Genomic DNA, 12,034 nt, shown 5'->3' with positions numbered 1-12,034 from the left:
ACACGATGGAAGCAATCATTGCAGAAAATCTGGAACGTCACCGAAAGGTCTGCGAGCTTATGTCCGGCATGGCTCCGCTTGTTGTCCGCGCGTCGGAATTGATGGTCCAGTCGCTGAGAAGCGATGGACGCGTTTTCTTCTGCGGCAACGGCGGCTCGGCCGCCGACGCTCAGCATCTCGCCGCGGAACTTTCCGGACGGTATCTTCTCGATCGGCCGGCGCTCGACGCCGAAGCGCTGCATGTCAACACGTCGGCGCTCACCGCAATCGCCAACGATTTCAGTTACGAGACGGTTTTCTCGCGGCAGGTCGAGGCGCACGGCCGCCCCGGAGACGCGCTGGTGGCGATTTCGACCAGCGGCAACAGCGCCAACGTCGTGAAAGCGGCTGAAGCCGCGCGCCGCAAAAAGATGAGCGTCATTGCCATGACAGGGGGAAAAAGCTCGCTTCTGGCCGGCATGGCGGACGTCGTGTTGGCGGTGCCGACGGCCGAGACGCCTCGGATTCAGGAAATGCACATTCTGATCGGACACACGCTGTGTGAAATCATTGAAAAAAGCCTTTTTGAAGAGAAGTGATTTTTTTCTTGGGCTTTTTTCCGGATCGGGGAACGCGTTTTATCATCAAGGAGGGACTCGAATGAGTGTCAAAAGAAGAGGATTTTATTTTGCGCTGATGGTGAGCATGTTGAGCGTTTCGGCCGCCTCTGCCGCGGAGTGGCGCCAAAAGAAGGAATATCGCGACGATTTCGGCGCCAGCGTCGAAGTTCAGGCGACGTACTATGCGTCGGAATACGTGGAACGCTCGACTCAGGATCAGGCGCAGAAGAATCTGTGGACGGCCGACGAGGCGGAAGATTATCGTTACAATTTGCTGCAGCAGCTGAAACTTGATGATACGATCCCCGTGTTCATCAAATTCACGAACCGCGGGCCGGCGATCCGGATGGCTCCTTTCGAGAGCCAGGTCACTCTGACCGTGGGCAAACATCGTCTTTCCCCCGTCGATTACGACAAACGCTTCAACTTCAAAATCACCGATGAACGCGAAGGTTTCGTCTACTTTCCCCGCTACGATTCCAAGGGAAAACCCTATCTGACGCCGAAAGTCAAAACGGTCAAGTTCACCATCGACGGCGCCATCACGCCCGTGACGCTCGGCAAGACCATCGATTTCTTCTGGGACGTCAAAGACGACGACCCCGATAAGCTGCTGAAAGGCAAATCGGGCGCACGCATGGAGATGGACCGTCTGAACAAACGCGTCGGCAACCTCACGAAGGAAGGCAAAGGCCTTCAGGACCGCCTGAACGAGATCCAGGAAGAATTGACCAAGATCAACAATCGCATGATGGAGCTGCAAAAAGAAATCTAATGCCGGCGGAAAACGTAAAGGGACTCAACTCGTGGAGAGTTGAGTCCCTTTACGTTGGCCCCGGTGATTCCGGTTGAAGAGAAAAGTGTATAATTGGACAAACAGCGCGCAAGGAGGATGAAAGATGAAACGTATTGCAGTGTTGACCAGCGGCGGCGACGCGCCCGGGATGAACGCGGCCATCAGGGCCGTCGTCAGGTGCGCGGCCTATCACGACATAAAATGTCTGGGAGTGGAACAGGGCTATGAGGGACTCATCGACGGCATGTTCCGCAAGATCGAAGTGCGGGACGTGGGGTCGATCATCCAGCGCGGCGGGACGGTGCTGCGAACCTCGCGCAGCGAGCGTTTCCTGACGGAGGAAGGCAGAAAGAAAGCGCGCCAGCAGTGCGACGACCGCAACATCGACGGCCTGATCGTCATCGGCGGCGACGGTTCGTTCCGCGGCGCGTGGGAACTGCAGAAAATGGGGCTGCCCGTCGTGGGGATCCCCGCGACGATCGACAACGACGTCAACGGCACCGACATGACGATCGGCTTCGATACGGCGCTCAATACGGCTCTGGACGCCGTGCGGCGGCTGCGCGATACGGCCCACAGCCATGACAAACTTTTCATCGTCGAAGTGATGGGGCGTCACTGCGGCTTTATCGCGCTTCAGACGGCCGTGGCCGGCGGCGCGGAATTTGCGGTGCTGCCCGAGATCCCCTTCGACATCGGCGCCCTGTGCAAAAAGCTCAAAGCGTCGCGCCTCAGCGGAAAAAATTATTCCCTCATCATCCTTGCGGAAGGCGTCATGTCCGGCTACGAACTGCAAAAAAAGCTTGCCGAACAGGCTCCCGGTTACAAAGCGACCGTAACGGTGCTCGGCCACATCCAGCGCGGCGGAGCGCCGTCCAGCTACGACGCGACGATCGCCACCCGCATGGGCGCTTACGCGGTCAACTGCCTGCTGGGAGGGAAGCACGGCGTCATGGCCGGACTGGTCAACGGGCACATGACGCCGGTCCCTCTGCCGAACACGTGGGAGATAAGAAAGCGACTGAACCCCGAGCTGCTCGAGCTGGTGGAAGAACTCAGCATCTAACTTCCGTTCCGCCGCAGGCCGCCGATATAGGCCTGACCGACGGAGAGGCACTCGTCGTTCGGGGAAAGCAGTTTATGGGTGAGCGGCGTCAGTCCCCGAGCGCGCAGCAGGGGCAGCGTCTCTTTCAAGAGCAGGCCGTTCTGCCAGCAGCCACCGGAAAGGGCGACCAGGCGGATGCCCGTCTGCCCGGCAACGTTCGCGGCGCACTGGGCCAGCGCCTGCGCCAAGCGGGAATGAAAAGCCCCGGCCGCAAAAAGGACGTCGTGCGGAGTCCGGGCCAGAGCGGCGACGAAAGGCCGCCAGTCGATGACGCCGTTTTCAACGTCAAAGGGCGAACCGCTGGCGGGCAGGGGATGCGTTTCCGCAAGAGCCTGCAGTTCCATGGCCGCTTCGCCGTCGTAACTGACGGATTCTTTTCCCAGCACGATCGCGGCCAGGCCGTCGAAAAGACGTCCACAGGAACTTGTGAGCGGAAACGCCTCCCAGGCGTTCAGAAGCTGCCGGGCGGCGGCGGTCCGTCCGGGCCAGAGAGTTCGGCACAGTTCAAGAGCCTGGGAAACGCCGCAGCTTTCCACCAGCAGGCTCAAGCCGCAGCGCCAGGGTTCCATGACGGCGCGGTCGCCTCCGGGCAGACGGAATTCCTTGAGATGGCCGCAGCGTTCGAAGCTTTTCGCGTCGCCGCAGAGGATCTCTCCGCCCCAGATCGAGCCGTCGCTGCCGTATCCCGTGCCATCCATGATGATGCCGAGGGCGGGGGAATCGACGCGGTTTTCCGCGAGGCAGGCCATCATGTGGGCGTAGTGGTGCTGCACGGCAAGCGCCGGCAGCTGGGGAAAAGCCCTCTTCGCCGCGGCGGTGGAGAGATAAAGCGGATGCAGATCGGTGACGAGCCGCTCGGGGGCGAAGTTGTAGAGGCCGAGAAAGTGCCGCAGGGCTTTTTCGTAGAACTGCGCGGTTCCCATGTCCTTCATGTCGCCGAGGTATTGGCTGGGAAAGATCATGGCGTCCTGGCTGAACGAAAAAGTCGCTTTCATCTCCGCGCCGGCGGCGAGCACCGGCGCCAGCTCGCGTGCGGCGATAATGGGATTGGGAACGTAGCCGCGCGCCCGTCGGATCAGGACGGGGCCGTCGTCGTGATGGAGCAGGACGGAATCGTCGATCTTCATGTGGATCGGGCGGTTGTGGACGAGGAACCCGTCGCAGATCCCGGCGAGGCGTCGGTACGCCTCCTCGTTTTCGGAGACGAGCGGCTCGCCGCTCAGATTGGCGCTTGTCATCACGAGGGCGTCGAATCCTTCCATGATCATGTGATGAAGCGGGGTATAGGGGAGCATCACGCCCAGACGATTCAAGCCGGGCGCGACCGACGGGGCGAGAAAGTTGGAATCGTTCCGTTCCAGCAGTATAATAGGAGCTCGTGCGCCCGTCAGCAGCTTTGCGTCGGCGGCGCTCAGCTTCACGATCTTTTCGGCGACGGCGACGTTTTTGACCATGACCGCAAAGGGGCGGCGCGGACGGCGCTTGCGGCGGCGCAGCAGGGAGACGGGCTCTTCCCGGGTCGCGTCGCAGGCCAGATGGAAGCCGCCCAGCCCTTTGACGGCGATGATTCGGCCGTTCGCAAGCGCGGCGACCGCCAGCCCGAAGGCTTTTTCATCCCGCGCGATCTCTTCTCCCCGAGCGTCGCAATATGTCAGGCGAGGCCCGCACACGGGGCAGGCGTTCGGCTGAGCGTGAAAGCGGCGGTTTGTTTCGTCGGCGTATTCCTGCCGGCACGCGGGGCACATCGGAAAGGCCGACATGGTCGTCTTGGGCCGGTCGTAGGGGAGTTCTCTGACGATCGAAAAGCGCGGGCCGCAGTTCGTGCAGTTCGTGAAGGCGTAACGGTAACGCCTGTCGGCGGGATCCCTGATGTCGGCCAGGCAGTTCCGGCACGTCGCCATGTCGGGCGGAAGCAGGACTCTCTGCCGAAGCGAACGCACGCTTTTGAGTATGGTAAAATCATCATCGGCCTGTTCGACGTCCTTTCGTTCGAGCAGCTTGATATCCACGATCAGCGCCACGTCGGGGCAGTCGCGTTTCAGTTCCGCCACGTATCGGGCGATGGCGTCCTCCGTCCCCTGCAAACGGAGCAGGACGCCGTCGGAAGTGTTCGCCACGGAGCCGCGGATCCCGGTGCGACGCGCGATCCTTACGCACAGCGGGCGGAAGCCGACGCCCTGGACGATGCCGCTGACGCTGTATGTTTTTTCAATCAGCATGAATTCCACCTCGAATATGAAAACGCTCCGATTATTTTAATCGGTCGAAGACCTGCCCACAAGCGGCGCGGAGAGAGCATGAGCGAAAAAATCCTTGTCGGAGTCAGCGGCGGCGTTGACAGCGCCTTATCCGCCCTGCGGCTCAGAGACCTTGGCTACGACGTGACGGCGGCGCATCTGCTCCTGAAAGACGGCGAAGACCCGACCGACCGCCTGCGGCTGGAACGACTGGCGCAGCATGTGCCGATGCATCGCCTGGACTGTCGAAAACAATTTGGCGACCGCGTCGTGCAGCCTTTTCTCGACGCATACAGAAAAGGCCTCACGCCCAATCCCTGCGTGATCTGCAACGCCAGCCTGAAATTCAGGGTGTTGCTCGAGCTGGCCGACCGGCTGGGCATCGAAAAGGTCGCCACGGGACATTACGCGCGCGTTCTCAAGCGCGGAAACCGCTGGGCCATCGCCCGGACGCCCTCGCCGAAAGATCAGACCTACATGCTGTGCCGGCTGCCGTACGAATGGCTGCCGCGGCTTTGCTTTCCGCTTTCGGCAGAACGAGATAAAACGGGCGTGAAAAACGAGCTCGCATCCAGGCTGGGCGGACGGCTGGCGCAGGGCGACAGCCAGGGCATCTGTTTTCTTGAGGGCGGCTCGCTGGAACGTTTTCTCGAAGATCACATCGCGTCGGAGGAACGCCACATCGGACGCATGGTCGACCATGACGGCAAAGATTTGGGCCCGCATCGGGGCTTGATCTTCTATACCGAAGGGCAGCGCCGCGGGCTGGGCCTGTCGCGCGGCCCGTGGTTCGTCGAACGCCGGGATTTTACGAACGATCGCCTGCTGCTGTCTCATGGGACGGAAGCCACGGTCGGGACGATCTCTTTTGAAAACGCCGTCTGGCAGCAGGAAGTCCGCGCCGGGCAGGAATGTCTCGTGCAGTACTGCTATCGCGCCCGGCCGGTTCCCGGCCGGCTGACGGACTGCCACGACGGCTGCGGCGCGGTCAAACTGCGGAAACCCGCCGGGAGCGTTTCGATCGGACAGGCGCTTGCCCTTTACGACGGGACGGAGTACATCCTCCTCGGTGGCGGATTTATAAAATACATGGAATGACTGGGGGAAAGGCCATGAAAATACGGGCCCGAAAATTAACGGCGGCGCAGGCGCGAAGAAAGACGGATCCCAAGGTGCTGCGCTGTTCTTCTTCCGCTGAGCTGGAAGGACTGACTCATTTTATCGGACAGGAACGGGCTGTCAAATCGATCGATTTCGGTCTCGCCGTCAAGAGCACCGGCTACAACGTCTTTATCGTCGGGGCGCAGGGCAGCGGGCGCACAAGCTACGCGCTCAAAAGCGTGCGTGAAAAAGCGGCGCGCATGCCGGCGCCCAGCGACTGGATCTACGTCAACAATTTCGACGAGCCGGCAAAGCCTCTGGCCATCGACCTGCCGGCCGGGCAGGCGAAAAAGGCCGAGGAAGACTTCACCAAGCTGATCGAAGAGTTGAAGTCCGTGATCAGCGGCGCTTTCGAGAAAAGCAGCTACGAAGACGCTAAGGCGCAGGAGATCAGTTCGTTTCAGGATCAGATCTCGAAGATGATGAATCACGTCCGCGAAGAGGCCGAGAAGGACGGTTTCCTCGTCAAGCGCACGCCGCAGGGTTTTGTCAACATTCCCCTCAAAATCGTCAAGAACGGCAAAGGCAAAAAGGAGTTCAAGGAGCTTCAGACCGACGAATTCGAAGCCCTGCCGCGGAAAGAGCAGAAGCGCCTCAAGAGCGTATCCGACGCCTTGACCTCGAAAACTCTGGAAGTCCTGCGGCAGATCCGGGAGAAGGAGCGCGCGCTCAAGGCCAAGCTTTCGGATATGGAAGCCGAGATCTGCCGCACGGCGATCGGCCCTTACCTGGACGAGATCCGGGAGAAATACGGACAAACGAAGAAATTCGCCCAGTGGATCGATTCGCTGGAGCGCCAGATCGTCGCCAATCACGCCCTGTTCATTGCCGCCGCCCGCGACGAGAGCGGCGAAGTGGATTTCACGCCGTACAAGATCAACGTCTTCGTCGGCAACGATCCCAAGGGCGGCGCGCCGGCCGTGTGGGAGACCAATCCGACTTTTTACAACATCGCCGGCAAGATGGAGTACGAGAGCCGCCAGGGATATTATTATACCGACTTCACGAGGATCGTGAGCGGCGCGCTGCATCGGGCCAACGGCGGTTATCTGATCCTCGACGCGGAAGAGCTGCTGCGCAATTTCATGTCCTACGATCTGTTGAAACGCGTGCTGCGCTCCGGCCTGCTCACGGTCGAGAACCTCAGCGACCAATACAGCGTCATGCCGATCACGACGCCGCGCCCGGAAGCGATCCCCATCAAGACCAAAGTGATCCTCGTCGGCAGTTATTACATTTATTATCTGCTGCGCGAATACGACCCCGATTTCCCCAAATTCTTCAAGACCGTCGCGGAATTCGACTACGAAATGCCGCGCACGCCGGAAAACGAGTGGGATATGGCGCGCTTCGTCAAAACGACGGCCGAACAGGACGGCTGCCTGCCGTTCAACAAAAAAGCCTTGGCCGAACTGATCGAATGGGCTTCGCGCCTCGCCGACGATCAGAACAAACTCTCGACCCAGTTCAACAGGCTGAAAGAATACGTCGTCGAATCGTCCGCCTGGGCTCTGTCCGAAGGCGCCAAATCGGTGGACCGCAAGCACGTGCTGCGGGCGATCCAGGAGAAGCGCTACCGCTCGAGCCAGACGGAAGAAAAGATCCGCGCCGCCTTCGCCGAAGACATCATCCGCATCGACACGGACGGCGCCGTCGTCGGGCAGATCAACGGGCTGGCCGTCGTCAGCTTTGCCGAAGTCTCCTTCGGGCATCCCGCGCGCATCACCGCCAACACGTTCATGGGGCAGGAAGGCGTTATCAACATCGAGCGCGAGATTTTAATGGCGGGTCCGATCCACAACAAGGGCCTGCTGACTTTGAGCAGCTACCTCGGGCGCGTTTACGCCCAGGACATGCCGCTGACGCTTTCCGCCCGCCTGTCGTTCGAGCAGAATTACGGCGGTATCGACGGCGACAGCGCCTCGTCCACCGAATTGTACTGCCTGCTTTCCTCTCTGGCCGACGTGCCGATCGCGCAGAACATCGCCGTGACCGGCTCGGTCGATCAGTTCGGCAACATCCAGCCGATCGGCGGCATCAACGAGAAGATCGAGGGCTTTTTCAGCTATTGTCTTGCGCGCGGCCTGACCGGCTCGCAGGGCGTGCTGATCCCCTGGCAGAACGAGCGGCATCTGATGCTGAACCACGACGTGGTCGAAGCGATCCGCCGCAAGCAGTTCCACATCTGGTCCGTGAAGACGATCGACGAAGGCATCGAGCTCCTGACCGGCTGCCCGGCCGGAAAGCGCCGGGCCGACGGGACGTATCCGGAAGATTCGATCCACGGCCGGGCGATGGCGAAGCTGAAACGATGGATCGAAAAAAGCGCCGCCCTGAGCAGAGGCCAAAAGGGGAACGCGCCTTCCGCCGTTTCCCGGGAGCGAAAACAATGAGCCGGGCTGACGTCGGCAAAACGGTGACGCCCGCTCCGATCGCTCCGCCGTCGATCACGACCGTGCTGGAAATCCTGGAACAACTCTGGAAACAGGGGACGGACTCGGCCAAAATCGTCTATGAAGAGCCGCTCGACGGGCTGATCGAGACGGTGCTGTCGCAAAACACCAACGACCGCAACCGCGACATGGCCTTCGAACGCCTGAAATCTCAATACGGAAGCTGGGAGCGCGTCGCCGCGCTGCCGCAGGACCGGATCGCCGAGGCGATCAAGCCGGCGGGAATCTGCAACAACAAGGCGGCGACGATCCTGCGCGTGCTGAAAACCGTGAAAGAGCGCTTCGGCGAGTATTCGCTCAAACGCCTGAAAAGCGGTACGCCCGCCGCGGCCTGGGATTTTATGACGCACATCCAGGGCGTCGGCCCGAAAACGGCCGCCTGCGTGCTCGCTTTCGATCTCGGTTTTCCGGCCTTTCCCGTGGACACGCATGTGGCGCGCATCTCGAAGCGTCTCGGCTGGGCCGACGCCAAAGAGACGCCTGCGGAGATCCAGGCCCGCCTCGAACGGCTTGTGCCCGACGAGATGAAGTGCGCCGGGCACCTGAACGTGATCCAGCACGGAAAAAACATCTGCAAGGCCCGAGCGCCGAAGTGCGGCGAATGTCCCCTCAGGGGCATCTGTCCTTCCAGCGAAGCCTGACGGAAAAAAAGGAGTTCCCCGGTATTTTTCGGGGAACTCCTTTTTTCTGTCTGTGCGTAAGCTTTGAGGCGTGATAGAATATTTTCAGTCAGTCGCCGATATTTCCCGCCTCGACACTGAACGGCGGGGAATCGTTCGCGCAAAGGGGGAGTGATCCATGGAAGAGCTCAACTTGTTTGAAAGCGGGCAGACGCAGCCCCTTGCCGCCCGGCTACGGCCGCAGAACCTGGACGAGTTCGTCGGGCAGACGCATCTGCTGGGGCCGGATAAAATCCTGCGCCGCCTGATCGTCAACGACACCATTTCCTCGATGATCTTCTGGGGGCCGCCGGGCGTCGGCAAGACCACGCTGGCCCGCATCATCGCCAACCAGACCAAGGCGGAGTTCATCAACTTTTCGGCGGTGACCAGCGGCATCAAAGAGATCCGCACGGTCATGCAGCAGGCCGAGAGCAACCGCACCTTCGGCGGCAAGACCATCGTCTTCGTCGACGAGATCCACCGCTTCAACAAAGCCCAGCAGGACGCCTTCCTGCCGTTCGTCGAGAAGGGGAGCATCATCCTCATCGGCGCGACGACGGAAAATCCTTCTTTTGAGGTCAACGGCGCGCTTCTGTCGCGCTGCAAGGTCTTCGTATTACAGGCGCTCACGACGGAAGAGCTGGTTTCTTTGCTGCGGCGGGCGCTTGCCGACCCGCGCGGCTTCGGCGGACAAAACGTCCGCATCGCGCCCGAACTGCTGGAAGCGATCGCCAACTTCGCCAACGGCGACGCCCGTTCGGCCCTTTCGACGCTGGAAATGGTCGTGCTGAACGGCAATCGCGCCGGCGGCGAGGTCGTCGTCACGCCGGAAGTGCTGGAACAGTGCATCTCCAAGAAATCGCTGCTCTACGACAAGAAAGGCGAAGAACATTACAACCTCATCTCGGCGCTGCACAAATCAATGCGCAACTCGGACCCCGACGCCGCGGTTTACTGGCTGGCGCGGATGCTCGAAGCGGGCGAGGATCCGCTTTACGTGGCGCGCCGGATCGTGCGCTTCGCCAGCGAGGACGTCGGGCTGGCCGATCCGAGAGCGCTGGAACTGGCGGTGGCGGCGTATCAGGCCTGCCATTTCATCGGCATGCCCGAGTGTTCCGTCCACCTGACGCAGGCGGCCGTCTACCTCTCGCTGGCGCCCAAGTCGAACGCCCTTTACCGCGCCTATGAAACGGCCCGGCGCGACGCGATCTCTCAACTGGCCGAGCCCGTCCCGCTTGTGATCCGCAACGCCCCGACCAGACTGATGAAAGAACTGGACTACGGCAAGGGCTATCAGTACGCCCACGACGCCGCGGAAAAACTGACGGGCATGCAGTGCCTGCCGGATTCGCTGCTGGGAAAGGTCTACTACGAACCGACGGAGCAGGGGCTCGAAGCGAAATACAAGGCGCGCCTCGAGTTCATCAAAGACTGGAAGGCCAAGCATGGCAGCTGACGTGTTTATAAAAAAGAAAATCCCGTCGTGCGGCGCATTCGACACGTCGCACGACGGGATCGGCATCTCGGCGGTGGTGCTCAGAGCGGGACTCGAACCCGCACGGCGCAATGCCAGGGGATTTTAAGTCCCCAGTGTCTACCGATTCCACCATCTGAGCCCTTTCAATTACTCACGAATCATACCATAGGTTGAGTGACGTCTCAAGATATTTTTGCTCCCGCGGCGCCGCGTATTTCCGCGCGCGAATCCCGCCGGGGGATACGGAGACCGATACGGTTTGTCTGAGGGCCCCGGTTTGGATTGTGCATTGTGCTTTTGTGTGCTAAAGTGGGACCGAAATGGAGCCTTAAAAGTTGTCTCTGCAATAATATTCAGTCGGGAGGCGCGGCCATATGGAAAAATGGAAGGATGAACTGACAGAACAGCTTGCTTCTGCGTTTCTTTCTTTGAACACAGTGGAAGAAGTGTATAATTTCCTCGAAGATGTGGCGACCATCGGCGAGATCAAGGCGCTTTCTCAGCGATTGGAAGTGGCGCGCCTGCTGCGCCGGAATCACACGTATCCGCAGATAGCGCAGCTGACCGGCGCCAGCACGGCGACGATCAGCCGCGTACGCAAATTTCTCGACTATGGCGCCGACGGTTATGGCGTGGTGCTGAACAGGCTTGAAGAGAACGGGAAAAACGTCACGAACAAGAAATGACTTTCATGCGCCAGAGCCGTCGGTAATCCAGACGGCCCTGGCGCATGTTCATACTGTTTCTTGATAAAAAGCGTTAACATAGTTTTTTGGCGCTGCGAGGGAGTTCAGTCGCTCAGAACTCCCTCGCAGCGCCCTTGTGTTTGTCCTTTTAATTGAGAAGTAGTATAAGAAGCGCCGCTCCTCTAAAAACATTATAGGACTTTTTTGAAAAAAGATTTATCCTTACAGAAGATGTCGAAAGGCCAAGCAGGGAAGACGCCGTGGGCAACGGCCATGAAAGATGTCAATAGCCAATAAAAATGTCACCATAACTGCTCATTAAAAAAGTCACCCCATCACACTCCCATCACAGCAAGACACCTCGAAAGAACTCCCCATCGTGCCGCCATAACAACGTCTACGCGAACGTACGTTTATCCCGACATGTGCTATGATATCCCTGCCTTTTGACGACGCCACGCCGCCATGGGTGGTCCGGAGCGGGCTTGTGCGCTTTCACAAGCCCGCTTTTCCGTTTCTTTGCCGATGCCTCATCGGAGTCGACTCGTTTTTGACTTTCAACCTCCTTCATCTCGATCCGTCTGCCCTTGGAAACACCCCAGATCCGCCCGGTCGACGTTTCACGCACCTCAACCGTCGTTTTGGCCATCCCGAGGCAATCGTCCGCCGCCGGAACGTACCGACGACCTCCATAGGAAATCATGCCGCCGTGATCCGTCCTGCGAGATTCGCGACGCGCAAAGAGAAAATCCAAATCGACTTTTCCTTCCGGCTTCACATAAACGTCCTCTCCCTCAGCCGGCGTGACGGCAAACTTCCGATTGTGCCTGGCGATGAGCTTGGGCAAAACCTCGTTGG

General features: G+C 59.9%; 9 protein-coding genes, 1 tRNA gene and 1 pseudogene. 8 read left to right on the top strand and 3 right to left on the bottom strand.

All coding sequences use genetic code 11. The features are described 5' to 3' along the window. Positions 1-5 precede the first annotated feature (5 nt). From B0D78_RS08540 to pfkA, 3 genes are all read left to right on the top strand, one after another. Positions 6-578 carry a D-sedoheptulose-7-phosphate isomerase gene (locus B0D78_RS08540; RefSeq protein WP_168170073.1) on the top strand — a complete coding sequence of 191 codons (573 nt, stop codon included), beginning with the start codon at positions 6-8 and terminating at the stop codon, positions 576-578. Positions 579-639: 61 nt separating this feature from the next. Next, on the top strand, positions 640-1,374 hold the full coding sequence (locus tag B0D78_RS08535; protein ID WP_078016551.1) for a hypothetical protein: 735 nt from the start codon (positions 640-642) through the stop codon (positions 1,372-1,374). A 124-nt stretch (positions 1,375-1,498) separates the two neighbouring features. Further along, complete coding sequence (pfkA, locus tag B0D78_RS08530) at positions 1,499-2,461, top strand: 6-phosphofructokinase (RefSeq protein WP_078016550.1); 963 nt, start codon at positions 1,499-1,501, stop codon at positions 2,459-2,461. On the opposite strand, the gene hypF is transcribed toward pfkA, so the two are convergent. Further along, positions 2,458-4,719, bottom strand: coding sequence for a carbamoyltransferase HypF (gene hypF, locus B0D78_RS08525; RefSeq protein ID WP_143521798.1), 2,262 nt, complete (start codon positions 4,717-4,719; stop codon positions 2,458-2,460). The two genes, pfkA and hypF, sit on opposite strands and share 4 nt — an antisense overlap. Positions 4,720-4,797: 78 nt before the next feature. Here hypF and B0D78_RS08520 point away from each other — a divergent pair, with 78 nt between their 5' ends. The 4 genes from B0D78_RS08520 to B0D78_RS08505 all read left to right on the top strand — a co-directional run bounded on the left by B0D78_RS08520 (position 4,798) and on the right by B0D78_RS08505 (position 10,469). Then, entirely contained in the window at positions 4,798-5,835 is a 1,038-nt protein-coding gene (locus tag B0D78_RS08520; RefSeq protein WP_078016549.1) for a tRNA-specific 2-thiouridylase, read from the top strand. A gap of 14 nt (positions 5,836-5,849) precedes the next feature. Further along, positions 5,850-8,291: a Lon protease family protein gene (locus B0D78_RS08515; protein ID WP_078016548.1), complete on the top strand. Its 2,442-nt coding sequence runs from the start codon at positions 5,850-5,852 to the stop codon at positions 8,289-8,291. After that, complete coding sequence (locus B0D78_RS08510) at positions 8,288-8,992, top strand: endonuclease III domain-containing protein (protein ID WP_078016547.1); 705 nt, start codon at positions 8,288-8,290, stop codon at positions 8,990-8,992. Before B0D78_RS08515 ends, B0D78_RS08510 begins: the two co-directional genes overlap by 4 nt. 157 nt (positions 8,993-9,149) lie before the next feature. Then, positions 9,150-10,469 (top strand): replication-associated recombination protein A, encoded by a 1,320-nt coding sequence (locus tag B0D78_RS08505; RefSeq protein ID WP_078016546.1) that lies wholly within the window; start codon positions 9,150-9,152, stop codon positions 10,467-10,469. Between the two features lie 74 nt (positions 10,470-10,543). Here B0D78_RS08505 and B0D78_RS08500 read toward each other — a convergent pair. Continuing rightward, a tRNA-Leu gene (locus B0D78_RS08500) sits at positions 10,544-10,629 on the bottom strand. Positions 10,630-10,864: 235 nt separating this feature from the next. On the opposite strand from B0D78_RS08500, the gene B0D78_RS08495 reads away from it, so the two are divergent. Continuing rightward, a complete protein-coding gene (locus tag B0D78_RS08495; RefSeq protein WP_078016545.1) occupies positions 10,865-11,176 on the top strand; it encodes a YerC/YecD family TrpR-related protein in 312 nt (103 codons plus the stop codon). Positions 11,177-11,573: 397 nt separating this feature from the next. On the opposite strand, the pseudogene B0D78_RS12850 reads toward B0D78_RS08495, so the two are convergent. Then, positions 11,574-12,034, bottom strand: a pseudogene (locus B0D78_RS12850) (hypothetical protein); the annotation flags it as partial.

This window comes from Pyramidobacter sp. C12-8, assembly GCF_002007215.1.
In the GTDB taxonomy this organism is placed as follows: Bacteria; Synergistota; Synergistia; order Synergistales; family Dethiosulfovibrionaceae; genus Pyramidobacter.
Note: the sequence above shows the minus strand (reverse complement) of the source record. Positions and strands in the feature narration are given on the sequence as shown.

Excerpts from the sequence above, each read along its gene's own strand:
- B0D78_RS08540 (WP_168170073.1), top strand. The coding sequence starts at position 6 with ATGGAAGCAATCATTGCAGAAAATCTGGAACGTCACCGAAAGGTCTGC.
- B0D78_RS08535 (WP_078016551.1), top strand. The coding sequence starts at position 640 with ATGAGTGTCAAAAGAAGAGGATTTTATTTTGCGCTGATGGTGAGCATG.
- pfkA (WP_078016550.1), top strand. The coding sequence starts at position 1,499 with ATGAAACGTATTGCAGTGTTGACCAGCGGCGGCGACGCGCCCGGGATG.
- hypF (WP_143521798.1), bottom strand. The coding sequence starts at position 4,719 with ATGCTGATTGAAAAAACATACAGCGTCAGCGGCATCGTCCAGGGCGTC.
- B0D78_RS08520 (WP_078016549.1), top strand. The coding sequence starts at position 4,798 with ATGAGCGAAAAAATCCTTGTCGGAGTCAGCGGCGGCGTTGACAGCGCC.
- B0D78_RS08515 (WP_078016548.1), top strand. The coding sequence starts at position 5,850 with ATGAAAATACGGGCCCGAAAATTAACGGCGGCGCAGGCGCGAAGAAAG.
- B0D78_RS08510 (WP_078016547.1), top strand. The coding sequence starts at position 8,288 with ATGAGCCGGGCTGACGTCGGCAAAACGGTGACGCCCGCTCCGATCGCT.
- B0D78_RS08505 (WP_078016546.1), top strand. The coding sequence starts at position 9,150 with ATGGAAGAGCTCAACTTGTTTGAAAGCGGGCAGACGCAGCCCCTTGCC.
- B0D78_RS08495 (WP_078016545.1), top strand. The coding sequence starts at position 10,865 with ATGGAAAAATGGAAGGATGAACTGACAGAACAGCTTGCTTCTGCGTTT.